At 71.8% G+C, this 25,960-nt stretch carries 21 protein-coding genes and 1 tRNA gene; 11 read left to right on the top strand and 11 right to left on the bottom strand.

Going from position 1 to position 25,960, the window contains the following annotated elements; genetic code table 11:
* Positions 1-9 precede the first annotated feature (9 nt).
* Entirely contained in the window at positions 10-315 is a 306-nt protein-coding gene (locus P6897_RS13165; protein WP_282501447.1) for a biopolymer transporter Tol, read from the top strand.
* 8 nt (positions 316-323) lie between these two features.
* Here the strand turns inward: P6897_RS13165 and P6897_RS13160 are convergent.
* From P6897_RS13160 to P6897_RS13150, 3 genes are all read right to left on the bottom strand, one after another.
* Positions 324-399 (bottom strand) — tRNA-Met (locus tag P6897_RS13160).
* 63 nt (positions 400-462) lie between these two features.
* Positions 463-816 (bottom strand): hypothetical protein, encoded by a 354-nt coding sequence (locus P6897_RS13155; protein ID WP_282501446.1) that lies wholly within the window; start codon positions 814-816, stop codon positions 463-465.
* A complete protein-coding gene (locus P6897_RS13150; protein WP_282501445.1) occupies positions 813-2,273 on the bottom strand; it encodes a PspC domain-containing protein in 1,461 nt (486 codons plus the stop codon). Before P6897_RS13150 ends, P6897_RS13155 begins: the two co-directional genes overlap by 4 nt.
* A gap of 114 nt (positions 2,274-2,387) precedes the next feature.
* Between P6897_RS13150 and P6897_RS13145 the strand changes: the two genes are divergently transcribed.
* The 5 genes from P6897_RS13145 to ligD all read left to right on the top strand — a co-directional run bounded on the left by P6897_RS13145 (position 2,388) and on the right by ligD (position 9,140).
* A complete protein-coding gene (locus P6897_RS13145) occupies positions 2,388-3,629 on the top strand; it encodes an ATP-binding protein (protein ID WP_282501444.1) in 1,242 nt (413 codons plus the stop codon).
* Positions 3,598-4,281, top strand: a complete 684-nt coding sequence (locus P6897_RS13140; RefSeq protein ID WP_282501443.1) for a response regulator transcription factor — start codon at positions 3,598-3,600, stop codon at positions 4,279-4,281. The genes P6897_RS13145 and P6897_RS13140 overlap by 32 nt, the downstream gene beginning before the upstream one ends.
* 44 nt (positions 4,282-4,325) lie before the next feature.
* Positions 4,326-6,794 carry a UvrD-helicase domain-containing protein gene (locus tag P6897_RS13135; RefSeq protein WP_282501442.1) on the top strand — a complete coding sequence of 823 codons (2,469 nt, stop codon included), beginning with the start codon at positions 4,326-4,328 and terminating at the stop codon, positions 6,792-6,794.
* A gap of 45 nt (positions 6,795-6,839) precedes the next feature.
* On the top strand, positions 6,840-7,922 hold the full coding sequence (locus P6897_RS13130; RefSeq protein WP_282501441.1) for an SseB family protein: 1,083 nt from the start codon (positions 6,840-6,842) through the stop codon (positions 7,920-7,922).
* Between the two features lie 186 nt (positions 7,923-8,108).
* A complete protein-coding gene (gene ligD, locus P6897_RS13125) occupies positions 8,109-9,140 on the top strand; it encodes a non-homologous end-joining DNA ligase (RefSeq protein WP_282501440.1) in 1,032 nt (343 codons plus the stop codon).
* Between the two features lie 15 nt (positions 9,141-9,155).
* Here the strand turns inward: ligD and P6897_RS13120 are convergent, their stop codons facing one another.
* From P6897_RS13120 to P6897_RS13105, 4 genes are all read right to left on the bottom strand, one after another.
* A complete protein-coding gene (locus P6897_RS13120) occupies positions 9,156-10,454 on the bottom strand; it encodes a threonine/serine exporter family protein (RefSeq protein WP_269267980.1) in 1,299 nt (432 codons plus the stop codon).
* A gap of 80 nt (positions 10,455-10,534) precedes the next feature.
* Complete coding sequence (locus P6897_RS13115; protein WP_282501439.1) at positions 10,535-12,661, bottom strand: phosphatase PAP2 family protein; 2,127 nt, start codon at positions 12,659-12,661, stop codon at positions 10,535-10,537.
* 143 nt (positions 12,662-12,804) lie between these two features.
* Positions 12,805-13,848, bottom strand: a complete 1,044-nt coding sequence (locus tag P6897_RS13110; protein WP_112617487.1) for an ATP-dependent DNA ligase — start codon at positions 13,846-13,848, stop codon at positions 12,805-12,807.
* Between the two features lie 9 nt (positions 13,849-13,857).
* A complete protein-coding gene (locus P6897_RS13105; protein WP_282502595.1) occupies positions 13,858-15,015 on the bottom strand; it encodes an AI-2E family transporter in 1,158 nt (385 codons plus the stop codon).
* Between the two features lie 219 nt (positions 15,016-15,234).
* Between P6897_RS13105 and P6897_RS13100 the strand changes: the two genes are divergently transcribed.
* Together P6897_RS13100 and P6897_RS13095 are read left to right on the top strand one after the other, a co-directional pair.
* On the top strand, positions 15,235-17,106 hold the full coding sequence (locus tag P6897_RS13100) for an alkaline phosphatase (RefSeq protein WP_282501438.1): 1,872 nt from the start codon (positions 15,235-15,237) through the stop codon (positions 17,104-17,106).
* A 74-nt stretch (positions 17,107-17,180) separates the two neighbouring features.
* Positions 17,181-18,161, top strand: coding sequence for a hypothetical protein (locus P6897_RS13095; RefSeq protein ID WP_282501437.1), 981 nt, complete (start codon positions 17,181-17,183; stop codon positions 18,159-18,161).
* Between the two features lie 18 nt (positions 18,162-18,179).
* Here P6897_RS13095 and P6897_RS13090 read toward each other — a convergent pair whose 3' ends face one another.
* A complete protein-coding gene (locus P6897_RS13090) occupies positions 18,180-19,427 on the bottom strand; it encodes an acyl-CoA dehydrogenase family protein (RefSeq protein WP_274178980.1) in 1,248 nt (415 codons plus the stop codon).
* Positions 19,428-19,473: 46 nt separating this feature from the next.
* Positions 19,474-20,139, bottom strand: a complete 666-nt coding sequence (locus P6897_RS13085; protein ID WP_282501435.1) for a TetR/AcrR family transcriptional regulator — start codon at positions 20,137-20,139, stop codon at positions 19,474-19,476.
* Positions 20,140-20,200: 61 nt separating this feature from the next.
* Between P6897_RS13085 and P6897_RS13080 the strand changes: the two genes are divergently transcribed.
* Positions 20,201-21,721, top strand: coding sequence for an FAD-dependent oxidoreductase (locus P6897_RS13080; protein WP_282501434.1), 1,521 nt, complete (start codon positions 20,201-20,203; stop codon positions 21,719-21,721).
* A gap of 9 nt (positions 21,722-21,730) precedes the next feature.
* Here P6897_RS13080 and P6897_RS13075 read toward each other — a convergent pair whose 3' ends face one another.
* A complete protein-coding gene (locus P6897_RS13075) occupies positions 21,731-23,425 on the bottom strand; it encodes a long-chain-fatty-acid--CoA ligase (RefSeq protein WP_282501433.1) in 1,695 nt (564 codons plus the stop codon).
* Between the two features lie 62 nt (positions 23,426-23,487).
* Positions 23,488-23,988, bottom strand: coding sequence for a small multidrug efflux protein (locus P6897_RS13070; protein ID WP_282501432.1), 501 nt, complete (start codon positions 23,986-23,988; stop codon positions 23,488-23,490).
* 112 nt (positions 23,989-24,100) lie between these two features.
* Here P6897_RS13070 and P6897_RS13065 point away from each other — a divergent pair, with 112 nt between their 5' ends.
* Both P6897_RS13065 and P6897_RS13060 read left to right on the top strand, forming a co-directional pair.
* The gene (locus tag P6897_RS13065; protein WP_282501431.1) at positions 24,101-25,345 is read left to right on the top strand and encodes a histidine kinase; all 1,245 of its coding nucleotides are present in this window, start codon (positions 24,101-24,103) and stop codon (positions 25,343-25,345) included.
* Complete coding sequence (locus P6897_RS13060; RefSeq protein ID WP_274178975.1) at positions 25,342-25,944, top strand: response regulator transcription factor; 603 nt, start codon at positions 25,342-25,344, stop codon at positions 25,942-25,944. Before P6897_RS13065 ends, P6897_RS13060 begins: the two co-directional genes overlap by 4 nt.
* Positions 25,945-25,960 lie beyond the last annotated feature (16 nt).

The following is a 25,960-nucleotide window of genomic DNA, read 5'->3' as shown; positions in this document are numbered from 1 at the left end:
ACTGAGTCCGTGGCCGAAGTCGATTCCGAACGCTGGCTCGTCATCGACGGGAGACGCTGGCGGCGCACCGACCCCTCGCTGCCCGATGATCTCGTCGCTGCGCTGAAGTCCCACCTCGGACGCGGCCGATCGGCGGTGGGAGCCGCGAAGCGGCGCGGAGACGACGAGGCGGTCGCCGCAGCACGCGAGCGCGTGGGCCTGGCCAAGCATGGCCTGGGAGAGCGCGGACCGTACTGGTGGGACGAGCCCGAGGGCGATCGCCTCGCGCGGGCGCGGGACGCGCTGCGGCGACTCGATGCGCTCGATGAGGGCTGAGACCCGAATGGACGCGACGGCGGGAGTCGAACCCGCAACGCGATCGGTTATGAGCCGATGCCCGGGACCACCCGGATCGCCGCGATGCCTTCACGCTACGTGGGCGCCCGCCGGGTCGCCAGGGGTGTGAAGGCCGGAGACGCCGTGCTACGTCGTGTGACGCTCCGGCGTCTCGGTGGTCTCGGTGACGTGGTCCGTGCTGGGCGCAGCAGCGTGGCGGGGCGCCAGCGAGCGCTGAGCGTGCCTGAGCATGCCGACGATTCCCGTGACGAGGACCGCGGCGCCCACGGTCAACAGGCCCGTGGCGACGAGCGTCGGAATCGAGATCGCCGCCACCCACTCGAGCAGTCCGCCGTAGGCGTCGGGTGACCGGGTGAGCACGACGCCCGCGACAGCGAGGGCCGCGAAGGCGAGGCCCCACACGATGCCGGCCCACCGCACGCGGGGACGAGGAGGAGGCGAGGGGAGCGCCGTGTCTTCGGTGGAGGTCAGGTCGGTCATCGGTCGGTCTCCTTCGGGTCGAGGATGCGGATCTCGATGTAGCCGCTCTCCTGGTCGAGGGTGAGCGACTGACGCGTCGTCGTCTCCCCTCGAGAGGGGATCGTCGTGTCGACCGCGGTCCGGTTCGCGCTGAGATCTCGCGCGTCGGGGCCGTCAGTGAGTACGGTCCATTCGTCGCCCTCCGAGAGGATGAGTGACGCTTCGTCGCCGACAGATGCGTGCAGCGTCACTTCGACACCGGGTGCGACCGTCACGTAGGTCGAGCCTGACCCCTTCTCGATGGTCAGCGGCGCCGCATCGGACGCGTCGACGAGCGCGACGCGGAGTTCGCCGAACGTCTGCCGATAGGTCTCCGTCCGGGCCTCGGATGAGACGTTCGAGATCCCGTAGACGCCGATGTGCAGTTCCTCGACGACGGAGACAGCGACCGCGACGCCCCCGCCCATGAGCAGGCATGCGGTTGCGAAGGCGAGGAAGCCGCTGCGGCGGCGGATGGCTCCGGCGACGATCATGGCGAGAGCCGTGACGGCGGCCGCGGCGAACAGCCCGAGCGCCGTCTGCAAATCACCCGACGCACTGAGCGCGGCGATCGTGCCCGTGACGACGGCAGCACCGGCGGTCACCGCGACGAACGCGACGCTGGTGCGCGGCCGTTCCGACCGCCGGATGCGCCGGCGTTCTGCCGCCTCGCGCGCGAAAGCGGCCGCCGACGCGCGACGCTCTTCCCGCGCGGCGGAGCGAGCCGCGCGATCGGCGTCATCCTGTTCCCGTCGCCACGCTCGATCGCGCTCTTTCCAAGCCGCGTGCTGAGCGCGCCAGGCCGTCAGGTCGGCCGGGTCGGCGTCGTTGTTCAGAGGCGCGGGCGGGGTGGGCGCAGGCTCGCGCTCCGCTCCCCCCGCGCCGGCATCCCCGACAGAGCGGTCGGCGGATGCAGCCGGCGCCGTCTCGGACGCTGCGGAAGCCCGACGCGCTGCTCGGACCAGCAGCGCGATCATGCCGGCCGCCACCACCACCCCGCCCATGAGGGCGAGTGCCCCGAGGACGGCCGTGACCGCTGCAGCGCTCGAATTCGTCGCGAGGCCGGCGAGAGTGATCAGGAGACCGAGGATCTGCACGACGCCGGTGATCGCGACGGCGAGGATCGCACCCTGAGCGTATGAGAACCGGCCGCGCTCGAGGTCGGCGGCGTGCGACCGCCCCGAGGTATCGGGCAGGATCGCCCAGGCGGTGGCGTAGGCGACGATGGCGGGGAGGCCGATCACGGTCGCGACGACGGCGAGCCCGCGCACGATGACCGGGTCGACACCCCAGCGCGCGGCCACTCCCGCACACACGCCGCCGATCCACCCGTCTCGGCGGGCGGCGCCGAGGGCGTCGACCCAGCGGAAGAACCGGCCCTCCGTCGGTGACACGGGATCGGGTCGCGGTGGGGCGGCGAGAGGCGGTGCGGAAGTCATGATCCGATCCTCCGCGGTGCGCGGCAGCGGGCGATATGGGGGATCGCCCTGAGGCTTCCCTGATCCTGCGCCGGCGCTGGTGTGCGGCCGCGTCCGGAGTGATTGGATGTGGCCATGTCCTCCGCTCTCGCGACTCCCGCCGCGCACCCGGGACCTCCGCCTCCGCGACCGGTCATCGGCCCGGGCACGCGACCGCCGCTCGATCGCGCTCGCGACAGCGTGGTCTCGGGCGTCAGCGCGGGGCTCGCCCAGCACCTCGGCGTCGGGGTGGGCAGCATCCGTGCGCTGTTCGTCGTCCTGACGCTCGTCGCGGGAGTCGGTCCGCTCCTGTACCTCTGGTTCTGGGCCCTCGTGCCCCGCCGGCCCGGGCCTGCGGCGCCGACCCGGCAGGCGCCGGTCGCCTGGATCCTCGCCGCAGCCGCGACCGCCGCGCTGCCGATCCTGTTCGCGGTCCTCGCCATCGAGGCCCGTGATGCCTGGATGTCGCGATCCTTCTCGCCCACTCTCCTGGCGGTCGTCGCGTTCGTGACCGTCCTCGCGACGACCGCGGGGTGTTGGGCCGAGCTCGTCGACCGCCGAGACATCGATCGCGGGGGCCGGCATACCGTCACCGTTCGGACGGTCGCGGCCGGCATCCTGATCGTGGTGCTCCTCGCGATGCTGCCGCGCGTCGACTCCGACGGTCTCGTGGCGCTTCCTGACCTGGCCCTTCCCGTCGCGGGGGTGCTCGCGCTCGGCGGGGCATTCCTCGCCGGTCGGTGGCGCGACCTGTCGGGGGAACGCGTCCGGCGCATCCGCGAGGAGCAGCGAAGCGCGATGGCAGCGCATCTGCACGATTCGGTGCTGCAGACTCTCGCGCTCATCCAGAACACGGCGGGCGCCTCGAGCGAGGCCGCGCGCATCGCTCGGGCACAGGAGCGCGAGCTTCGCGCCTGGCTCTTCGACGGCGAGGCGCACCCCGACAGCGACCTCGTCAGCGACCTGCGCGACTACGCCGCCGCGCTCGAGCTCGATTATGCGGTGCGGATCGACGTGGTCTCCGCCGGGCTGTCGGCCGAGCAGGCCAGCGGTGAACTGGCGGCGGCGGCGCGCGAGGCGATGCTCAACGCCGCCCGGCACGCCGGCGGCGACGTCTCGGTCTACATCGAAGGTGGAGCCCACGGGGTCGACGTCTATGTGCGCGACCGAGGGCCCGGGTTCGACGTGACCGCGATCCCGGATGACCGGCTGGGCGTCCGGGAGTCGGTCATCGGCCGGATGCGGCGCGCCGGGGGATCGGCATCGGTCCGCACGGCGGCCTCGGGCGGCACCGAGGTCCACCTCCATGTCGGCGGCCCCGGGGACGCACGTGGCTGACGCGCTGCGCGTCGTCATCGTCGACGACCACTCCATCTTCCGGTCGGGGCTCCGGGCTGATCTGGGCACGGGGATCGCCGTCGTCGGGGAGGCCGCGGACGTCGAATCCGCCGTCGAGGTCATCGCGCGAACGGAGCCCGACGTCGTGCTGCTGGACGTGCACCTGCCCGGCGGAGCGGGCGAGGACCGTGCCGGGGGAGCGGAGGTGATCGCCCGGACCGCCCCGACACCGGCGCGGTTCCTCGCGCTGAGCGTCTCGGATGCCGCCGACGACGTCGTGCGGGTCATCCGCGCTGGCGCACGCGGATACATCACCAAGGGCTCATCGGGCGACGAGGTGAGCCGCGCCGTCGCTGCGGTGGCGGGCGGAGACGCCGTCTTCTCGCCGAGGCTCGCGGGATTCGTCCTCGACGCGTTCGGGGCCGTGGCCGGTGAGACGGCGACGGCGGTGGAGGAGCTCGACCGGCTGTCTTCGCGCGAGCAGGAGGTCATGCGGCTCATCGCCCGCGGCTACGCATACAAGGAGGTCGCGGCCGACCTGTTCATCTCCGTGAAGACGGTCGAGACGCACGTCTCGGCGGTGCTGCGCAAACTGCAGCTGTCGTCGCGGCACGAGCTGACCGCCTGGGCGACGGCCCGACGCCTGCTCTGAGTCGCCGGGCGGGTGTCGGTGGCCGAACGTAGAATCGAGTGGTCATGCCAGAGCCCATCAAGCCCGTCATCGTCGGGTCCGCCGCATCCGTGCGCCCCGGCGCCTCCTCGGGCGAGCGTCCCGACGCCGACCTCCTCGAGGGACTCAACCCGCCCCAGCGCGAGGCGGTGACCTATCGCGGTCCGGCGCTGCTGATCGTCGCGGGCGCCGGCTCGGGCAAGACCCGGGTGCTCACACATCGCATCGCGTCGCTGCTCCGAGGCCGCGAGGCGTGGCCGAGCCAGATCCTCGCCATCACCTTCACCAACAAGGCCGCCGGCGAGATGCGCGAGCGCGTGCAGCAGCTGATCGGCGACAGCGCACAGGGCATGTGGATCTCGACGTTCCACTCGGCGTGCGTGCGGATCCTCCGGCGCGAGGCGCAGCAGTTCGGCTTCACCAAGAACTTCACGATCTACGACTCGGGCGATTCGCGCGCGCTCATCAAGCGTCTCGTGAAAGAGCACGAGGCCGACGCCTTCGGACTCACGCCGGCGGCTGTCCAGAGCCGCATCTCGAAGCTCAAGAACGAGCTCGCCGACGCCGACTCGTACGCGCGCCAGGCGAACATGTCCGATCCCGCCGAGCGCGTCTTCGTCGAGCTCTTCGGCGCCTACCAGTCCGCCCTGCAGCGGGCCAACGCCTTCGACTTCGACGACCTCATCGCCCAGACGGTCTACCTGTTCCGGGCGTTCCCGCATGTGGCCGACGTGTACCGCAAGCGGTTCCGGCACATCCTCGTCGACGAGTACCAGGACACCAACCACGCCCAGTACGCGCTGATCCACGAGCTCACGCGCCCCGTCCAGGGGCAGGGCGGCGACGCGTTCTCGTCGGGCGGCATGATGATCTTCGAGCCCGAGTCGGCCCCCGAGGTCGAGGCTGCGTCGCTGACCGTCGTCGGCGACTCCGACCAGTCCATCTACGCGTTCCGCGGCGCCGACATCCGCAACATCACCGAGTTCGAGCGCGACTATCCCGGCGCGAAGGTCGTGCTGCTCGAACAGAACTACCGCTCGACGCAGAACATCCTCTCTGCCGCCAACGCCGTCATCTCCCATAACTTCGACCGCAAAGACAAGAAGCTCTGGACGGATGTCGGCGCGGGCGACGCGATCGTCGGCTTCACCGGCTACTCGCAGCACGACGAGGCGCAGTTCGTCGCCGACGAGATCGAAGCGCTGCACCGCTCGTCGGTGCCTTACTCGCAGATGGCGGTCTTCTATCGCACGAACTCGCAGTCGCGAGCGCTGGAGGAGATCTTCATCCGCGCGGCGATCCCGTACAAGATCATGGGCGGCACGAAGTTCTACGACCGTGCCGAGATCAAGGATGCGCTGGCCTACGTCGTCGCGGTGGCGAACCCCGCCGACGAGCTCGCGGTGCGCCGCATCCTGAACCGCCCGCGCCGCGGCATCGGCGACGTCACCGAGACGTCCATCGCCCGGTACGCGGCCGACCACCAGATCACCTTCCGCGATGCGCTCGCCAACGCCTCGGCGCTCGGCGTGGGTCCGAAGATCCAGGCCGCGATCGCGCAGCTCGATGCCGTTCTCGCCGAGGCATCGGAGATCATGCTGCCGAGCTCGGGCGAGATCGCCCCGCCGACGTCCGTGACCGAGGGCCTGACGGTGCTGCTGAACAAGTCGGGGTACATGGACGCCCTCCGGGCGAGCCGCGACCCGCAAGACGAAGCGCGCCTCGAGAACCTCGACGAGCTCATCGCGGTGACTCGCGAGTTCGCCCGTAACAACCCCGAGGGAACCATCCTCGACTTCCTCACCGAGGTCGCCCTCGTCGCCGATGCCGACGACCTCGACGACGCATCCGGCACGGTGTCGCTCATGACCATGCACACGGCGAAGGGTCTCGAGTACGACGCCGTGTTCGTCACGGGCGTGGAAGAGGACCTCATCCCGCACCGCATCTCGGCGAACGAGCCCGGCGGCCCGCAGGAAGAGCGGCGGCTCTTCTACGTCGCGCTCACCCGTGCCCGCAAGCGCCTGCATCTCTCGCTCGCCATGACGCGTGCGCAGTTCGGCGAGGTGTCCGCCGCGATGCCGAGCCGGTTCCTGCAGGAGATCCCGCACGACCTGATCGACTGGCGGCAGTCGCCCGGTGACGTCAACTCGCGCGGGGGCATGCAGTCACGAGCCCTCAATGGTCGGCGTTCCGGCGGATCCGGCGGCGGCTTCGGCGGATCGGGCAAGCGATACGGCGACGACCTCGTGCCGCTTCCGCGCAAGGAGAAGAGCGGCGATATCGCGAAGTTCGCCAACCGCATCCCGGCCAAGGTCCGTGACAACGGCGACCTCGAGCTCGGCCCCGGCGACCGCATCAAACACGACGACTTCGGCGAGGGTCGGGTCGACGCGGTCACGGGCGAGGGGGCGAAGCGCGTCGCGCACGTCCGCTTCGATTCGGCCGGCCCGAAGAAGCTGCTCATCAAGATCGCACCGATCGTCAAGCTGTGACGCAACCCCCCGCGCGGCGCGGGGGCGCGGGTTAGGCTCGGGGACATGGCGATCTTCAAGCGCTCCGCGCGAGACACCACGAGCCAGCCCGCGAACGCCGACGAGGTCGCTGCCGACGTCGACGGCGACTCCGCCGTCACCCCCGACGCCGAGACACCTGCCGAGGTGGTGCCCCACGTGGGCATCTCGGTGTCGACTTTCGGTGCTCCCGCTCAGGCCGCAGCCCCGGCGCAGCCCGAGCGGACGGTCACGCGCCCGCCGGCTGAGGCCCCCGCCCGCACCGAGACGGTGACGGGCATGCCCGACAACACCCTCGTGCAGGCGGCCCTGGCGTCGCTGCCGGAGAAGCCCGGCAACGTCGACGTCATGAACGTCATGCGTCAGAGCATGCAGGGCACGATGTACGTTCGCGTGCGCGGCGACGCGCGGGCCCTGACGGCCGAAGGCAAGCCGATCACGCTCGCGGTCTCGCAGATCGACGGTGCCCGCTTCCTCCTCGCCTTCACCGGCGGCGCATCGCTGCGGGCGAGCGTCGAGGCCGACGGCGACCGCGACACCTCGGCGCTGGGGCTTCCCGTCGCGAACGTGTTCCGCAACGCGATCGAGGGTCCGTACGAGGGCCTCATCATCGATCACGCGGTCGCCGGATCGCGCATCGTCCTGCCCGTGCAGCTCATCACGAAGGCGTTCGAAGAGGGCGATCCCGCCTTCACGATCAAGAACCTGCTCGCCGGACCGCGCAGCGCCGAGACGGCGGCTGCGGTCGGCGAGGCTCTCGCGCAGGCACCGTTGTGGGTGGCCGCGGGTCCCGCGGGCGACAGCGGCCAGCTCGGTCTCGCCGAGTCGCGCACCGTATCGGGCGAGCGGCGCCTCGAGGTCTACTCGCACCCGCTCGAGGTGCTCGTGCTCCAGCGCGGCGACCGCCCCGTGCCGGTGACCGCGCCCCAGCTGGCGCGTGCCCTCCAGTCCAACCCCGCGCTCAACGGCGTCATCGTCGACCCGGGTGGGCCTTGGATCCATGTCGACCGTGCCGACCTCGGTCCCGTCCTCGCGCGGGCCGACGAGCCCGACCCCGAGCCCGCTCCGGCCGCACCGGCTGAGCCGGCCTCCGAGCCGCCGGCGTCCTGACGACGTCCTCGCGCTGATACATCCGTCGGGCCGCCGGTGCAGGTGAGCCCACACGCCGCGTGCGAGGGCTCACCAGCACCGCCGGTCCGGCAGGTGTATCAATCCGCTCGCTCCGTCGCCGAGCATTTCGCCGACGGGATTGTCCAGGGGCTACGTCATCCGTTCCCGACGCCCTAGGGTCGGGCCATGGCGAGCGAGCGCATCACCCTGACCGTGCCCGGCCCCGAGGGCGACCGTGAGGTCGGCCTCTCGAGCCCCAATCGCGTGCTGTGGCCCGAGCTCGGCATCACCAAGCACGAGTACGCCGAGTATGCGATCGCCGTCTCCGAGCCGTTCCTGCGGGCCAACGGCCATCGGCCCGTCTCGCTCGAGCGCTTCCCCGACTCGATCGACGGCGAGCGATTCTTCTCGAAGAATCCGCCGAAAGGCGCCCCGGGCTACGTCGATCAGGTCGTGTGCACCTACAACAGTGGGCGGCGGCATCCGCAGGTCGTGCTGAACGAGACCGCCGCCGTCGTGTGGGCGGTGCAGATGAACACGGTCGTCTTCCATCCGTGGGCCTCGCTCGCCGCCGACACGGACAACCCGGTCGAGCTGCGGATCGACCTCGACCCGCAGCCGGGCACGGACTTCGCGGATGCCGCATCCGTCGCGCCGGCTCTGCGTGAAGTCCTCGCCGAGGCCGGCCTGACGGCGTTCCTCAAAACGAGCGGCAATCGCGGCCTGCACGTCTTCTGTCCGATCGAGCCGACGCACGAGTTCCTCGATGTGCGGCACGCGGTCATCGCCGCCGGGCGCGAGCTCGAACGCCGGATGACCGACCGGGTGACCACCAACTGGTGGAAGGAGGAGCGAGGCGAGCGCGTCTTCGTCGACTTCAACCAGGCGAACCGCGACCGCACGATGGCGGGCGCCTACAGCGCACGGGCGCTGCCGGCGGCGACGGTGGCGACCCCGATCACCTGGGAGGAGCTCGAGGCCGGAGTCGAACCGTCCTCGTTCACGGTCCGCACCGTGCCGCAGCGGCTGGCGGACATCGGCGATCCCTGGGCCGAGCTGCAGGCCGGCCCCGGCCGCATCGACACCCTGCTGGAGTGGTGGCAGCGCGACCTCGACGCCGGTCTCGGCGAGCTGCCCTTCCCGCCGGAGTTCCCCAAGATGCCGGGAGAGCCGCCGCGCGTGCAGCCGAGCCGTGCTCGACAGCCCGGCGCCGACTAGCCGGGATCGCGCCGTTCACCGTGCGGAGGGTCGCTGCCATTCGCGCTCGGTGACCACGCGCGCAACGGTGAGGCCCACCGCCAGAGCGACGACGACGAACACCGCCGTCACCCCGTACTGCACCGCGCTGATGGTGTCGCTCTCGATGGTCCCGACGATGGCCCGGTAGGCGGAGGCCCCCGGCACCATGATCAGCACGGCGGGCACGGTGAGGGTGATGCGCGGCGCCCGGACGAAGCGCGACACGGCGAACGCTCCGAATCCGACCGCGACACCGGCTGCGGCGGCCGCGACCGGCTGCATCGTGCCGTGGTCGATCATGAGGAGGCGGCCCACGTTGGCGACGGTGCCGATCGCCGCGGCCGCGAGGGCGATGCGCCAGGGCGTCGAGAACAGCAGCGCGAAGCCCATCACGCCGACGAACCCCGCGATGAGGCGACCGAGGGAGAGCAGCGGCTCCGCCAGCTCGGGGGCCGCGACGGCGACGGCACTCGTCTGGAACACGGCGGCCACGGCCCACACGGCGCACCCTGTCGAGAGCAGCACGAGGCAGGCGTACACGACGCGGTTCACTCCGGCGTTGAGATCGAGGCGGGCGAGATCGAGGGCACCCGTGACGAGGGGGAATCCGGGCACCAGGTAGAGCACGGCGCTCGTCAGCGCGGCGCCGTACTGCGGCGAGGGCGCACCGAGCAGCTCGATCAGATGCGAGACGCCCAGGAAGGTGAGCAGCGCGGCCGAAGCCGACAGGAACACCAGCAAGAACTCGTTGACCTGCAGCCGGGCTCCGCGAACGCGCACGTACTGGCCGAGCGCGACGGCCAGCGCCACGCTCAGGCACTCGGCCCATCCGCCGTTGTTGAGGAACGCGAAGGCCGTGCAGGCCGCCGCGGCGGCCAGCACCCGCACCGCGGTCGGGTAACGCGGCGGCATCCGTTCGATCCGGTCGAGCTCGCGCTGCAGGTCGTCCGCGGTGACGCCGCCGGCGACGCGATGGGAGAGATGCATGACCTCGGCGATCCGCTCGGAGTTGACGACCGGATGCCGCACGTCGGCCACCCTCGTGCGGAAGAGCTGTCCCCGCTGCGCGGTGATGACGATGTCGGTCATCCCGACGCGCGACTCGAGGCGATCGAGGCCGAGTCCATGAGCGGTGCGGTCCATCGTGTCGCGCACACGGGCCGAGGAAGCGCCCGCGCCGAGCATCAGCGTGCCGAGGCGGAGGACCGCATCCGTCCGCGCGATGAACCGCAGGGGCTCGAGGTGCAGTTCGGCGGTGCCGTCGGGGACGTCGTCGCGCTGGTCATCCCGCATGGTTCGATCCTCCCACCCGAGGAGGCTGCTCGGGTGGGAGGATCGGCCGGACCAATCGGGTCGATCGGGTCGCCGCGCTGTCAGCGGCGCGCGAGGCGACGGAGCCGCGAGAGCAGCACGACGCCTCCGGCGGAGACCAGGAGGACTCCGCCGATCAGGAGACCGATCGGCGAGCCCTCGCCGCCGGTCCGCGCGATGCGGTCGGTGGTGGGCCGCGCCGCGCTCGTTCCGATGGCCGCAGCGGAGTCGCCTCCGGCAGCGGTGTCGGAAGCTCCGGGCATCGGAACGCCGGGCGCCGGGATGCCGGGCGCCGGGGCGCCGGGCGCCGGGGTGCCGGGCGTCTCCCCGGGCGTCTCCCCGGGCGCGGTGACGTCGACGAGGTACACCCCGTCGGCGCGGTACTCGAGGGCGCCGTCGAAGCCCGCGCCGGCGCCGGTGAGCTCCACCGCGTCGAACGTCGTGTCGGCGGCACGCGCGACGTACGCGATCAGCCGCAGGGGAGAGGTCGGAGCCTCCGCGGGAAGGTCGACGCGCAGGGTGCCTCCGAGCGTGGCGGTGCCCGCGATCGAGAGGGCCGGCGCTGCGTTCTCGACCGACAGCTCGAGCGCGGCATCCTTCGCCTGCGTGAAGTCGCCGCCCACGGCGAGCCCGGAGGTCGCCTCGACGAGCGATCCGCCGGTGACCGAGAGGTCGCCCGTGCCGAGGGCCGTCGGGGAGGTCGCCTGCACGATGCCGTCGTCGATGATGGTGCCGCCGGTGTAGGTGTTCTCGCCCGACAGGACGAGGGTGCCGGAGCCGTCCTTCGTCAGCGCCCCGGAACCGTCGATGTCGTTGCGCCACTCGTCGGCTGCGGCGAAGCCGCCGGAGCCGGCATCCATCGTCACCGTGACATCGGTGTCGAAGGCGCCGTAGCCGTTCGACGCCTCGAACAGGTTGAGTCGTCCCCAGCCCTCGGGGTCGTCGAGCACGGCGTGGCCGGAGTCGATGGCGGTGGAGTGGAGCACCCAGCGGCGCTGCTCGGCGTCGAGGTAGGGCAGCCGGTGCTCGAGCAGCACTTCGGCGCCGGCCGGGACGCGTGCGGGCAGGCCGGCGATGCCCGTGCTCGGCAGCCCGTAGGTCATGCGATCGCGGTACTGCTGCGCGAGCGCGTCGTAGTCGGCATCGTCGAGCGTGGATGTGGATGCCGGGGCGGGCAGCGTGTCGATCAGACCCTGGGCCTCGGCCGACGCGGCGGCGCGCAGCTCGGCGTTCGCGGGATCGTTCAGGCTTGCGGCGGCGAGGGCGGTCGCCAGCACGCGACCGCCGATGACGTCGAGCGACGAGTGCATCCCGGCGACGATGCGGCTGTCGCCGATCTCGGCGGCGTTCGCGATGAGGAGGTCCTGGTACTGCGGCGCCGCGTCGGCGAGGGCGAACGAGGCGAGGTAGGCGGCGTTGGTGTGACCGCTCGGAAAGCCGCCGTCGCTCGCCGCCTCGCTGTCGGGCTTTCGCACCGGCATCAGCGCGGGGACGATGATCGAGTCGTCCACCCAGCGGAAGGGTCGCTTGTAGCTGAAGAAGTTCTTCGACGGGTTCGACGAGGCCGAGGGACCGCGCACCGTGTCGACGAGCGCGACGACCGAGCCGAGCTCGGAGTTCGGGTCTGCCCAGCGGCCCGACGCGTTGCCGGCGTCGTCGTAGCGCACCGTCGTGGCGTCGGCGGGGATGGCGTCGGGGATCGTGGTGCCGGCATTCATCGCCTGGCGGAACGCGGAGGCTGCCGGGCCGAGTCCGTCGATGGCGCTGTAGCTCTGATGACGGCGGTCGAAGATCCACGCGGCGGTCTCGTCCGCTGCGGTACGGGTGCGCGCGACCTCCACGTTGCGCGCGATGTTGGCGTCGAGCACCGCCGCGCCGGCATCCGTCGCCCGGCCGGTGTCCCAGGTGGCTCCCGGCTGCCAGAGGTCGAGCATTCCCGAGAGCACCCCGATCGCGGGGTTCGTCTCGGGCGTGGTGTTGGCGGAGCTGTTCGCGGTGTAGACGTCGACGAACGTGCCGTAGGGAGCGGCGTGCGGTGCGATCGCGTTCTCGTCGAGCAGATCGCCGGCGGCCGCGTTCGCGGGCGCGGCGACGCCGAGAGCGAGGGTCGTGACGGCGAGCGCCGCCACAGCCAGGGGGATGCCCGTGCGGCGCCGGGATGGATCGGAAGCAGAGGGAGCGAGGTGCATGCAGCGTCCTTCGGATGCGGGGGGAGAATCGCGCCCCCAGCCCGGGCGGGCGGGGGTTGCGGGCGACTCTCGCACGCTAGGAAGCGGCGCGCAACGATCGGTGGCCGCGGCGTGAACGGCCGGTGTCGCCCCCTCGCCCGCCGTCAGTCCAGAACGTCGGCCAGGTCGTAGGCGGCGACGGTCTCGAGCTGGTCGAACGTGCACGAGCGCGCGTCCCGGTCGTGGCGCCAGCGCTCGAACTGGACCGTGTGCCGGAACCGCCGACCCTCGAGCTGGTCGTAGCGCACCTCGAGCACGAGCTCGGGTCGCAGCCTCACGAATGAGACATCCTTCGACGATGCGAAGCGCGAGCGGTCGGATTCGCCGGTGACCGCCGCCCCGGCGGCATCCCGCTCGACCAGCGGCTCGAGCTCGTCGATCAGCTCACGGCGCCGCTTGTCGCTCCACGCGGACACCCCGCCGACCCCGTGCAGCTCGCCGTCATCGCCGTACAGCCCGACGAGCAGTGAGCCGACCCCGGTGCCGGACTTGTGGATGCGGTATCCGATCGCGACGACGTCCGCCGTGCGGGCATGCTTGATCTTGAGCATCGTGCGCTTGCCCGGGGCGTAGGGCTGATCCACGGGCTTGGCGACGACGCCGTCGAGGCCGGCGCCTTCGAACTCCGCGAGCCAGCGACGCGCGGTGCGCACGTCGTCGGTCGCGCGCGTCACGTGGATCGGATCGGGCACGTCGCGCAGCAGCTCGACGAGTTCCTCACGCCGCCGCGAGAAGGGCTCGGCCTGCAGGTCTCGCTCGCCGCGGGCCAGGAGATCGAACGCGATGAACATGGCAGGTGTCTGCTCGCTCAGCAGCGCCACTCGCGAGGCCGCGGGGTGGATCCGCTGCGAGAGAGCCTCCCACTGCAGCCGCCGGCCGGCACCGGTGTCGGTGGCCACGACGATCTCACCGTCGATGAGGCACGGCTCGGGGAGCAGCCTCGAGAAGGCGTCGACGAGCTCGGGGAAGTACCGGGTGAGCGGCTTCGAACCGCGGCTTCCGATCTCGACCCTCTCGCCGTCCCAGGAGACGATCGCGCGGAACCCGTCCCACTTCGGCTCGAACGACAGCCCCGCGCCGCGGGGCCCGGCATCCGGAATGGCGGGCACCGCTTTGGCCAGCATCGGGGCGGGGATGTCGTACGTCATCGCGGTCCCTCAGGCGCGCAGCTGCTCGCGCGGCTTCGGTCGGGCCCAGCGGGCGGGCAGGTTCGGCCCGTCCCACACCTGCACGATGCCCCACACGACGGCGGTGGTCGGGACGGCGAGCAGGGTGCCCAGGATGCCGCCGATCGCGGTGCCGGCGGTCAGTGCGACGAGCACGACGAACGAGTGCAGCTTCATCGTGCGGCCCATGAGGACCGGCTGCAGGAAGTTGCCCTCGAGCTGGTTGACGAGCACGACGGCACCGACGACGAGGACCGCGTTGAGCGGGCCGTTCGCGACGAGTGCGACGAGCGCGGCCAGGATGCCGGCGAGCGTCGCACCGACGATCGGGATGAAGGCCAGGAGGAAGACGAGCACGGCCAGGGGGATGGCGAGCGGAACCTGGAGGGCGAGCAGCGCGATGAAGATGCCGACCGCGTCGACGAAGGCGACGGCGGCGGTGCCGCGGATGTAGGAGCCGAGCACCACGACCGTCTTGTCGCCGATACGGCGAGCCCGCTGCTCGTTCGCCCCGCGGAACGGGCGCAGCAGGAACTCCCACATGCGCGGGCCGTCCTTGAGGAAGAAGAACAGGATCACCACCATCAGCACCGCGCCGGTGATGAAGGTCGCGACCGCGCTCACGCCGGCGATGGCGCCCGAGCCGAACTGAGCGCTGGTGACGAAGTCGCCGAGGGCGCCCAGCCACTCGTCGATCTGCTTCTGATCGATCGAGAAGGGAAGGGTCTGCGCCCACGCGACGAGCTGCTGGAATCCTTCCTCGGCCTGGGAGTACAGGTCGTCCCACTGGTCGCGGACGGCCCACACGATGAGCCACGAGAGGCCGCTGAGCAGCAGCACGATCGTGAGCAGGGTGATGATCGTCGCCAGCAGCGACGGCACCCCGTGACGACGCATCCAGCTCATGGCCGGCGCGAACGCGCACGCGAAGATGAGCGCGAGGATCAGGGGGATCGCGACGACCGACACCTGGCGCAGCACGTAGACGACGCCGATCGCGAGGATCACCAGGACGATGATCTGCACTCCGCGGATGGCCAGCCGCCCGAAGCCGTCGGCCCACAGGCCTGCGGGAGGTCGCTCGGCGTCGCGGTCGATGGCATCCGCCAGCACGATCTCGGGCCGCGGTCTCCGTCGGAACAGGCTCATGACGACGACGCTAGCGGACCGCGACGCCCCTGACGCGGGGTTGCGCTCGAGGCGCTCGCGGGGCAGGGCAGCGGCGACGGCGGTCACGTCCGCGGCTCCTCCCGTTCACCGACCCGTCGCTCAGGTGTCGGCGGGTGGACACCTGCGCCGACCACCGTTGAAGGGCCGCCCGCACGCGGCGGCTTTCGCACCTCCCCCCAGATACGAAAGAGGATCTCCATGCAACGGAGAGCGCACACGCGCGCCTGCACATTGACGGCGACGAGCATCGTCACCGGCCTCGCCCTCGCGTCGGCACCCGCCATCGCCGCGGGCGCGACCGAGGCCGACCCGGCATCCCTTCCGAAGAACGTCATCCTGATGATCTCGGACGGCGCGGGCTACAACCAGTTCGACGCCGCGAGCCTCTACGAGCACGGAACGAGCGCGCACCAGGTCACCGTCGATCCCGAGACCGGCGCGATCGCGCACGAGGCGGCCACGCCCGGTCAGGCCTACGAGACCTGGCCCGTTCAGGTCGCCCAGTCGCACTACTCGGCCTCGGGTCGGGCGGAGTACGTCACCGAGAAGGCGTGGGGAGACTTCGACTGGGTCGCTTCGGGCGCCACCGACTCCGCGGCAGCGGGCACGGCGCTCGGAACCGGTGTGAAGACGAACAACGGGACCCTCGGCTTCGAGCCGGGCGGGGACCGCCTGCTCACCGTCGGCGAGCAGGCGCAGGAGGTCGGTAAGAAGGTCGGGCTCGTCACCTCCGTGCCCTTCAACCACGCCACCCCCGCGGGCTTCATCGCCCATAACGCCGACCGCAACGACTACCAGGGCCTGGCGGCGGAGATGATCGACAGCGGCGTGGACGTCCTCATGGGCGGCGGACACCCGATGTACACCGACGGACACCAGTCGCGTGCGGCCGACTGGACCTGGATCGCGCAGAACGACTACGAGCGGGTGTCGACGGGCGCCACGCCCTACAGCTTCATCGACGACAGAGCCGACTTCGAAGCTCTCGCCGCAGGCACCGCCGTCCCCGAGAAGGTGTTCGGCCTCGCGCAGGTGGCCGAGACGCTGCAGTACAACCGTCCCGGTCTCGCCAACGATGCCGTGCTGCCGTACACCGATCCCGCGAACGACGTCCCCGACCTGGACACGCTCGCTCGCGGCGCGCTCAACGTGCTCGACACGGGCGACGAGGGCTTCTTCCTCATGGTCGAGGGCGGGGCGGTCGACTGGGCCGGCCACGCGAACCAGACCACGCGCCTGATCGAGGAGCAGATCGCCTTCAACGACGCCGTCGAGGCCGTCGAGGCGTGGGTCGAGGAGAACAGCAGCTGGGACGAGACGCTCGTCGTCGTCACCGCAGACCACGAGACCGGCTACCTCGCGGGTGCGGGCGCCGGTCCCGAGGCCGGATGGACGCCGATGACGGGAACGGCGGGTCAGCTGCCGGACCTCACCTGGCACTCGGGTGGACACACCAACGCGCTCGTTCCGCTCTTCGCCAAGGGTGCCGGGGCCGAAGTGCTCGAGGCGCGCGCCGATCAGTGGGACGTCGTCCGCGGCGCCTATCTCGACAACACCGCGATCGGCGAGACGATCTTCGACTTCCTCGGACACGGCGAGCGCAGCTCGGCGGATGCGGTGGCGCTCGAGGCCACGGTCGCGGGACATCAGGCGGAGGGGGCCCTGAGCCTGAGCGTCGCCGGCCACGGCGAGCGGGTGTCGTTCAGCGGTTCGGGGGAGGGGCTCGACGCCACTCTGCCGCTCGTGACGGTCGCCGATACGCGCAATGAGGTCCGCGCCCAGGGACGCGGTTGGACGCTCGCGGGCTCCGCGACCGATTTCGTCGCGGGCAACCGCACGCTCGCGGCGGAGAACCTCGCCTGGACGCCGCGCGTGATCCGGTCGGAGTCGGGCGCCGCCGCGGGCGGGCGCGCGACCCTCGAGGCTCCCGCGACTCTGGCGGCTGCGGACCGCACCTCGCGCCTGGGCGCGACGGTCGTGGGCGCTGATCTCGACCTGTCGATCCCCGCCGAGGCAGCGGGCGGTCGGTACGGCAGCGAGATCACGCTCACCCTGTTCGCGCAGGACTGAGCGTCCCGCGCAGCACACCCCCATCGGCGGGGGCGGGCTCCCGCCCGTCCCCGCCCACGCTCACCGGAGACACCATGCCCCGCATCCCTCTCGTCCGTGCCGTGCTGCTGGCGACCGGCGTCCTCGTCGCGCTCACGGCGTCCGCTTCGCTCACCGTCGTCCCGGCATCGGCTGCCGCGCCGGAGTCCCCCGCGATCGAGTGGGGGGTCGTCCCCGCCGACGCTGCGGGACCCGACGGCCGGGTGTCGCTGCGGCACACCATCGACCCGGGCGCCGCGATCACCGACGCCGTCGCGGTCACCAACCACTCCGCCGAACCCGCCGTCTTCGCCGTCTCCGCCGGTGACGGGCTCGTCGGCACCGACGGTGCTTACGACGTCCGCACCGATGAGCCGGAGGCGGGCGGCGCGTGGATCGATGTCGGCGGGCTCGACGGCGGGTCGCTGGCCCTGGCGGCGGGCGAGACTCGGGTGCTGCCGGTGACGATCACCGTTCCGGCGGACGCGACGCCGGGCGATCATCCCGCGGGGATCGTCGTCGGACTCAGCACCGACGAGACGGGTGTGACGGTGACGCACCGCGTCGGCGTGCGCGTGCACCTGCAGGTTGCCGGCGAGATCGCCCCCGCGCTGCGGATCGACGCCGCCACGGCGAGCTTCAGACCGTCGTGGATTCCGTTCGCGCCCGGGACCCTGACGGTCGAGTATCAGGTGACCAATACCGGCAACGTCCGGTTCGGGGCGAGCGCCGCCGCCGATGCCGCGGGGCCGCTGGGGCTCATGCCGGGCAGGGGTGCCGGTGAAGCGCTCGAGGTGCTGCCCGGCGGATCGGCGACGCAGCGCATCGAGCTGCCGATTACGCCGCTGTTCTTCGCCGCCGGCGAGGTCGCGGTGACCCCGATCTCGCTCGGCGACGATCGCGTGCCGCTGCCCGAAGCGGCATCCTCGGGGTTCTCGACGCCGGCCGTGCCCTGGTCGTCGATCGCCGTCGTCGTGCTGGGCGCGGGGATCATCGCGCTCGTCGTGACCGTCATCGCGCGGCGGCGCGCCCGCTGAGCCGCCGCCCACCGCGGATCAGGTGAACGCGCCGACGCCGGTGATGTCGCGGCCGAGCAACAGCGCTTGCACGCTCTCGGTCCCCTCGTAGGTGTGGATCGCCTCGATGTCGGCCATGTGCTGCATGACCCCGTTCTCGAGCAGGATGCCGTTGCCGCCGAGCAGGTCGCGCGCGACCTGGGCGATCCGCCGTGCGGCGCGGGTGTTGTGGTACTTCGCCAGGGAGGCCTGGGTCGGGCGCAGGCCGCCGGCGGTCTCGAGGTCGGCGAGGCGGCGGCAGTAGAGCTGCATCGCGGTGAGCTCGTCGAGCATCTGCGCGAGGCGCTCCTGCACCATCTGCGAGCGGGCGAGCGGCCGCCCGAACTGGATGCGCTCCCCGGCATAGGTGACCGCAGCCTCGTAGCAGGCGGTCGCGTGGCCGAGCGCCGACCACGCGACCCCCGAACGGGTGGCGTAGAGGACGGTCGAGGCATCCCGGAACGACCTCGTGCCCTCCAGCACCGCGTCGGCCGGAACCCGCACGTCGCGCAGGGCCACGTGAGCCTGGTGGATGCCGCGCAGTGAAGCCTTGCCCGCGATGACGGTGCCGGTGTAGCCCGGGCGGTCCTGCTCGACCAGGAAGCAGCGCACCGAGCCGTGCAGATCATCGCCCTCATCGTCGACGCGTGCCCACACGAACGTGATGCCGCCCGAGGCGCCGTTGCCGATCCACTTCTTGGCGCCGCGGAGCACCCACTCGTCGCCCTCGCGGCGGGCGACGGTCTCGAGCGAGACCGAGTCGGAGCCGTGGTCGGGCTCGGTGAGGGCGAAGCTGCCCAGCACCTCGCCCGTCGCGAGGGGGCGCAGCCAGCGTTCCTGCTGGGCGGGCGAGCCGAACAGCGCGAGGGTGCGCAGCGCGAGCCCGCCCTGCACCGCGTGCGCCGTGCCGAGCGAGCCGTCGCCGCGTGAGATCTCCATCGTCACCAGGCCCGCCCCGAGCGGTGTGATGCGCGTCAGGTCCGCATGCTCGATGCCGTCGACGAAGAGATCGAGCTCGCCCATCCGCCGGACGAGGTCGAGCGGGTAGATCGCGGAGTCCCAGGCCTGCTGCATCCGGTCGCCCACCTCGTCGACGAAGGCGCGGGCGCGGTTCCAGGCGGCCCGGTCCTCGTCGTCGACGTCGGCGAAGACGCCGTAGTAGTCGGTGTCGCGGCGTCCCGTCAGGACATACGAGGCGACGCGCTCGCCGGGGAGCGCGTCGAGATCACGGTCGGCTTCATCGCTCATGACATCCAGTATCGCCCCTAGTGGCACTGAGTGTCACCGGTTGCACTCAGGAGAGATCGGCGCGGAGACGGCGGGTGACCTCGGCGAGCGGCATGCGGCGGGGGAAGACGGCCACCACGACGTCGTCGGCGGCGGGCGCCTGACCGTCGGGGTGCACGCCGAAGCGATGCAGCAGGTCGTCCAGCGCGGCTTCCACCGTGGCTCGCGTGACCGCGTCGTCGCCGCGCAGGAGGCGGCGCAGGACATGGTTGTGCACCGCGGTCACCGCCGCGCTGAAGGCGACGGCCTCGGCGGGATCCAGGTCGGGCAGGCGTTCGCGCAGGTGGTCGCCGAAGAGCCGCTCGTAACGGAAGACCATGACGATCTCGCGCTCGCGCAGCGCCGGGACACCCCGCACCACGCGATACCGGCGTCGCGCCAGCTCGACATCGGCGGCGAAATGGTCGAAGGCCGCGAGGGCGGCGTCGCACACGGCCCGCCAGGGGCTCTCGTGCGGCGTCTCGAGCAGCTCGCGCAGCGTCGCGATCGCCACGTCGTGGTCGGCGAAGACCACATCGTCCTTGCCGCCGTACTGCCGGAAGAACGTCGACCGCGACAGACCCGCCGCCCGCGCGATGTCGTCGACCGAGGTGCGCTCGTACCCCTGCTCGTCGAACATCGCGACGGCCGCGGCCACCAGAGGGTCGCCGGGGGTGCGGGAGGCCTCGGTCATGGGCACCGAGCCTAGTGTCAAGTCGCTTGCCGCCGTCCGGCGCTCGGCGTTGACTGCGAAGATGACCGCGCTCTGGAAGTCCGACGTCACCGTGCCCGCCGGAACGCCGTTCGAACCCGGTCGACGCCACGACGTGATCATCGTGGGCGCGGGGCTGACCGGCCTCGCCACCGCCCTCGAGCTGGTCCGGAGCGGCATGGATGTCGCGATCGTCGAGCGCGGCGGCATCGGCGAGCTCGCCTCGGGCTCGAACACCGGCAAGATCTCGCTTCTGCAGGGCGCGACGCTGTCATCGCTCCGCCGGCACCACCCGGCATCCCTCGTCCGGGCCTACGTCGACGCGAACCGCGACGGCTTCGAGTGGATCACCCGCGCCGCGGACGAGCTCGGGGTCTCGACCACGACCCGAACCGCGTACACGCATGCGCAGGGGGCCGAAGGCGTGGCGGCCGTGACCGAGGAGTACCGGGCGGCCCGGGAGGCGGGCCTCGACGTGCGGCTCGCGGGCGCCGACGAGCTCGCCGCCAGTCCCGTCCACATGGCCGGCGCCGTCGCTCTGGATGATCAGCGCGCGATCGACCCCATGAGCCTGTTGGCGGCACTGGCGACCGCGTTCGTCGCGGCCGGAGGTCGGCTCCACCTGGGCACGGCGGTGAGCCGGGTGCGGGTCGTGCCGAGGCCGCGGGTCGACACCGAGGCGGGCCCGCTGTTCGCCGGGAAGATCGTGCTCGCCACGGGTGCCCCCATCACCGATCGGGGGCTCTACTTCGCCAAGGTGAGCGGGATGCGGTCGGCGTGCGTGTCGTTCGACCTCGAGGGCGAGGTGCCCGACGGCATGTACCTGTCGGCCGACAGTCCCACCCGGTCGGTGCGCACCGCGACGGCCGCCGACGGTGCCGGCCCGGAGCGGTCACCGCAGCTCATCGTCGGCGGCGCCGGACACCCGGTCGGCCGGACCGACAGCGAGCTCGCGAAACTCGACGAGCTCATCGCGTGGGCCCGGGACACGTTCCCGGTGGGCGCGGAGACCCACCGCTGGTCGGCGCAGGACTACACCTCGCACAACCTCGTGCCGTTCATCGGCTCGATGCCGCGCTCGCTCGGACGCGTGCGCTTCGCGACCGGCTACGCCAAGTGGGGGCTCACGAACGCGCCGGCAGCGGCCCTGCGGATCGCCAGCGAACTGCGCGGCGAGAAGATGCGCGAGCGGCCGACCTGGATGACGGTCATCGGAACGCGATTGACGGTGCCCGCAGACCTGGCGCGCGGGGTCTCCGAGAACGCGAAGGTCGGAGCCGTCGCCGCGCAGGGCTGGACCGCGGCGCTGGCCCGGTCCACCCCGGTCGCGCAGCCTGCGGAAGGCGAAGGGACCGTCGCGCAGCACCACGCCCGGCCGGTGGGCGTCTCGACGGTCGACGGTCAGACACGGGCGGTCAGCGCGATCTGCCCGCACATGGGCGGTGTGCTCGAGTGGAACGACCTCGAGTGCACGTGGGACTGCCCGCTGCACGCGTCGCGCTTCACCCCCGACGGCGAGCGCATCGAGGGTCCCGCCTCGACGGGCCTGCGACGTCTGCGCTGACCCGAGAGGTCAGTCCCGCGCGAGCAGCTGTTCGCGCACCTGACGTCGCAGCACCTTGCCGATGAGCGACCGGGGCAGGTCGTCGACCGCGACGATGCGGCGCGGGACCTTGTACGCGGCTAGACGCGTCCGGCAGAAGTCGCGGAGCCCCTCGACGTCCAGCGAAGCGCCCTCGCGCAACACGACCGCGGCGACGACCTCCTCGCCACCGGATGAGCGGGGAGCCGCGACGACGGCCGCCGCCTCCACGTCGGGGTGCGCGTGCAGGGTGTCTTCGACCTCGCTGGGCGAGACGTTGAACCCGCCGGTGATGATCAGCTCCTTGAGCCGGTCGACGATCGTGACGAAACCGTCGGGCGAGACGACGGCGATGTCTCCGGTGCGCAGCCAGCCGCCGGGCAGCAGCGCGTCGGCGGTCTCGGCGGGGCGGCGCCAGTAGCCCGAGAACACCTGGGGACCGCGCAGGAGCAGCTCGCCCTCCTCGCCCGGTTCGCGGTCGACCGACGGGTCGTCGGGGTCGACGATGCGGATGTCCGTGCTCGGGAACGGCACCCCCACCGTGCCGGGGCGGCGCGAGGGACCCATGGGATTGCCGAGCGCGACGGGGGAGGACTCGGTCATGCCGTAGCCCTCGACGAGGAGCCCGCCCGTGGTGTCCTCCCAGCGGCGGACGGTGGCGACCGGCAGGCTCATCGCTCCCGAGATCGCGAACCGCACGCGCGAGAGGTCGATGGTGCCGCGGGATGCTGCGCGGGCGAGCTGGTCGTAGATCGGCGGCACGGCGGGAAGGAACGTCGGCGGGCTCTTCTTCGCGGCATCCGCCATGAGGCCGACGTCGAACTTCGGAAAGAGCACGAGCTTCGCTCCGATGCTCATCGCGAAGGTCAGGCAGAGCGTCATGCCGTAGGCGTGGAAGAGCGGCAGGACGCCGTAGAACGTCTCCTCGCCCTCGACGAGCCCAGGAACCCACGCGCGCCCCTGCATCGCGTTGGCCCGCAGGTTGCGGTGGCTCAGGATGGCGCCCTTGGGGATGCCGGTCGTGCCGCTGGTGTACTGCAGCAACGCCGTGTCGTCGAGGGTCGGCCCCGCCACACGACGCGACAGGGGGCGGTGGTCGACGAGCTTCGACCAGGGCAGTGCATCCTTGGTCCGCGGCTTCGCGGTCAGCTGGGCGCGCGACTCCCGTGCTTTCGCGATCGGCAGCCGGAGCAGCATCCGCTTGCCGCGGGGGAGCGCCTCGGTGACGTCGACGCTGATGATGCGCTCGACGCGCAGATCGGTCGGGAAGTCGGCGATGGTGTCGACGGTCTTGTCCCACACGATGGCGAAGCGCGCGCCGTGGTCCTCGAACTGGTGGCGCAGCTCGCGGGCCGTGTAGAGCGGGTTGTGCTCGACGACGATCGCGCCGAGGCGCAGCGTCGCGTAGAACGCGACGACGTGCTGCGGGCAGTTGGGCAGCACGATCGCCACCCGGTCGCCCGCGGTCACCCCGAGCCGGCGCAGCCCCTCGGCGGCCCGGTCGACGTTCGCGCCGAGCTCGCGATACGTCATGGTGGCGCCGAAGAACTCCAGAGCGGTCCGGTTGCCGTGCCGTTCGACGGTCGCGGCGAGCATCTCCGGCAGGGTCTGCGTCACCTCGTCGATCTCGGCGGGGACGCCGTCGGCGTAGGCCGACAGCCACGGGCGGGACTCGAGGGCGGTCATGTCCCCATCCTGCATTCCGCGGCATGCCCGCCGCTGAATACGGCCTGGGGGTTGCGTGCGCGTCAGGTGGCGACGTAGAGCACTCCGGTGATGAACAGCGTGATGATCGTCGTCCACATCACGATCGCCGCTCCCTGCCAGAGCAGGACGGTGCGCGGGGGCACTCCGGTGGCGGTCAGGGCGGCGGCGGTGAACTGCGTGGGCAGCAGAAGCGGACCGAGCAGGCTCACGCCCGGGGTGCCGTAGCGGTGGTACGCCTTCTGGAACTTCTCGCTTCGGGCGGACTTCGGCTTCTCGGGTGCCCCGCCGCGCGTCGTCACGGCCGTGCGGACACGAGCGGCCACGAGCACGACGACCGCGACGCAGACGAAGTTGCCGATGGCGCCGGCCAGCGCGGCGACGACGGGGTGGATGCCGCCGATGATGCCGATGCCCGCGGCGCCCTCGCCCTCGATGAAAGGCACAGCGCCGGCGAGGGCGACGATGACGGGCTGAAGGATGTCGGGCATCCGGGCCACGAGGTCCTGGAAGCCGAGGATGAGGTCTGCGAAGGGATTGGTCATGGATCCATCCCAGCGGCGGCCCGACGCTCACGGGAGTGCCGGGGCGTCACCGGAGTCCGGGAGGTTCTGCGACCCGGACCGTGACAAACGTCATGGCCGTACTGTGGGCCTCGTGAACGACCGCGACCCTCGCCCGGCAGCCGCGCCGCGCAGCACGACGCTCGCCCGCGAGGTCGTGGCCACCTCGTGGTACATCGCCGTGTCCATCGTCTTCTTCATGATCTCGGCGCTCGGCATCTGGAGCCTGTGGGCACTGCTGGTCCGCACCCGCCTGGAGGATCCGGCAGTGATCGTCGGATACGCGGTCGGATCGATCGCCGTCCTGGTGTCGACGGTCGTGCTGCTCGTTCGATACCGAGCCGACGGCGATGTGGGGGAAGCGGATCGCCCGCCTCGCCTGCGCCGCTTCCTGTCGTGGCCGGTTCTGCTGGGGACGGGCGGATCGGTGCTGCTCGGCGCGGCGACCGTGTCGGTGCTGTTCGGGGCCTCGGTCCTGGCGACCATCCTGTGCCAGGTGCGCTGGGGGCCCGGCATCCGATGGCGTGGAGTGATCCTGGTGGAGGCGGCGCTCGTGGCGCTCTGGTTCGCCGAGCGTGCCCGTCTCGAGGGTGCGGGCTCGCTGACATTCGCTCTCCTCGTCTTCGGTGTCGCTCTGCCGGCATCCATCGCTCTGTCGCTGTGGTCCTGGGACGTGGTGCTCGAGCTCGATCGTGCGCGTGCGACCGAGTCGCGCCTCGCCGCGACGCAGGAGCGGCTGCGCCTGGCGGGGGAGCTGCACGACCTGCAGGGGCACCACCTGCAGGTGATCGCGCTGCAGCTGGAGCTCGCCGAGCGGATGCTCGCCCGGGATCCGGATGCCGCGGGGGAACAGATCCGCCTGGCCCGCGCCTCCGTCGACGCGGCGCGAACGGGCACCCGAGAACTCGCCGGACGCTTCCGCGGCGTGCCCCTGCCCGATGAGTTGGCCAACGCCGCCGATCTGCTGCGCGCGGCCGGACTCGCGGTGCGGTCGGACGTGGCCGCCGACGCCGTCCTCGCCCCCGCTGACCTCCTGGGGCCGGTGGTCCGGGAGTGCACGACGAACGTGCTCAAGCACGGCGGTGGGCGATGGGCGGAGGTGCGGCTCGATCGCGACGGCGGATTCTGGCGTGTCGTCTTCGCCAACGACCCGGGCCCGACGTCGTCGCTCGGCGCTGGTTCGGGCCTCGCGGGCATCTCGCACCGGGTCGGGGTGGCCGGCGGCGATCTGCGGACCCGCCGCGAGCACGACCGGTTCGAGGTCGTCGTCTCGGTACCCGCGGAAGCCCCCGCGGCCGCCGCGAGGCGGGAGCAAGCGGGCGAGGGGATGCCGCGGTGATCCGGGTGCTCATCGCCGACGACGAGGACATGATCCGTTCGGCCCTCGCCGCGCTGCTCCGGCTCGAGGACGACCTCGAGGTGATCGCCGAATGCCGCGACGGCGAGAGCGCGGTCGAACAGGCGCTCGAGCTGCGTCCCGACGTCTGCCTGCTCGACCTCGAGATGCCCGGCATCGACGGGGTCGAGGCGGCGGCCCGCATCCGGCAGCGGGTTCCGGCGCGCTGCGTCGTCGTCACCCGGCACGCGCGGCCGGGTGTGCTGCGGCGCGCGCTGAGCGCCGGCGTCGACGGCTTCGTGCCGAAATCCCGCCGCGCCGACGACGTCGCCGCCGTCATCCGCGAGGTCGCTGCGGGGCGACGCTACGTCGACCCCGAGATCGCCGCCGACGCCCTCAGTGACGAGCGGAGCCCCCTCACCGATCGGGAACTCGACGTGCTGCGGGCAGGCGCCCGAGGCGAGACGATCGCCGAGATCGCGGCGACGCTGCATCTGTCGGCGGGCACGGTCCGCAACCACGTCTCGTCGGTGCTGGGCAAGCTCCATCTCGCCACCCGGCAGCAGGCGGCGATCATGGCGCGCGAGCGCGGCTGGATCTGACACAGCCCCCTCCGTT

The organism is Microbacterium sp. BDGP8 (genome assembly GCF_029991045.1).
In the GTDB taxonomy this organism is placed as follows: Bacteria; Actinomycetota; Actinomycetes; order Actinomycetales; family Microbacteriaceae; genus Microbacterium; species Microbacterium plantarum.
This window is presented reverse-complemented; position numbering and strand designations above follow the sequence as displayed.

Bases quoted from the DNA above. Each gene is read 5' to 3' on its own strand.
- P6897_RS13105 (WP_282502595.1), bottom strand. From the start codon at position 15,015: ATGAGCCTGTTCCGACGGAGACCGCGGCCCGAGATCGTGCTGGCGGAT.
- P6897_RS13135 (WP_282501442.1), top strand. From the start codon at position 4,326: ATGCCAGAGCCCATCAAGCCCGTCATCGTCGGGTCCGCCGCATCCGTG.
- P6897_RS13140 (WP_282501443.1), top strand. From the start codon at position 3,598: ATGTCGGCGGCCCCGGGGACGCACGTGGCTGACGCGCTGCGCGTCGTC.
- P6897_RS13155 (WP_282501446.1), bottom strand. From the start codon at position 816: ATGACCGACCTGACCTCCACCGAAGACACGGCGCTCCCCTCGCCTCCT.
- P6897_RS13150 (WP_282501445.1), bottom strand. From the start codon at position 2,273: ATGACTTCCGCACCGCCTCTCGCCGCCCCACCGCGACCCGATCCCGTG.
- P6897_RS13130 (WP_282501441.1), top strand. From the start codon at position 6,840: ATGGCGATCTTCAAGCGCTCCGCGCGAGACACCACGAGCCAGCCCGCG.
- P6897_RS13080 (WP_282501434.1), top strand. From the start codon at position 20,201: ATGACCGCGCTCTGGAAGTCCGACGTCACCGTGCCCGCCGGAACGCCG.
- P6897_RS13090 (WP_274178980.1), bottom strand. From the start codon at position 19,427: ATGAGCGATGAAGCCGACCGTGATCTCGACGCGCTCCCCGGCGAGCGC.
- ligD (WP_282501440.1), top strand. From the start codon at position 8,109: ATGGCGAGCGAGCGCATCACCCTGACCGTGCCCGGCCCCGAGGGCGAC.
- P6897_RS13120 (WP_269267980.1), bottom strand. From the start codon at position 10,454: ATGCGGGATGACCAGCGCGACGACGTCCCCGACGGCACCGCCGAACTG.
- P6897_RS13110 (WP_112617487.1), bottom strand. From the start codon at position 13,848: ATGACGTACGACATCCCCGCCCCGATGCTGGCCAAAGCGGTGCCCGCC.
- P6897_RS13100 (WP_282501438.1), top strand. From the start codon at position 15,235: ATGCAACGGAGAGCGCACACGCGCGCCTGCACATTGACGGCGACGAGC.
- P6897_RS13115 (WP_282501439.1), bottom strand. From the start codon at position 12,661: ATGCACCTCGCTCCCTCTGCTTCCGATCCATCCCGGCGCCGCACGGGC.
- P6897_RS13075 (WP_282501433.1), bottom strand. From the start codon at position 23,425: ATGACCGCCCTCGAGTCCCGCCCGTGGCTGTCGGCCTACGCCGACGGC.
- P6897_RS13070 (WP_282501432.1), bottom strand. From the start codon at position 23,988: ATGACCAATCCCTTCGCAGACCTCATCCTCGGCTTCCAGGACCTCGTG.
- P6897_RS13085 (WP_282501435.1), bottom strand. From the start codon at position 20,139: ATGACCGAGGCCTCCCGCACCCCCGGCGACCCTCTGGTGGCCGCGGCC.
- P6897_RS13145 (WP_282501444.1), top strand. From the start codon at position 2,388: ATGTCCTCCGCTCTCGCGACTCCCGCCGCGCACCCGGGACCTCCGCCT.
- P6897_RS13095 (WP_282501437.1), top strand. From the start codon at position 17,181: ATGCCCCGCATCCCTCTCGTCCGTGCCGTGCTGCTGGCGACCGGCGTC.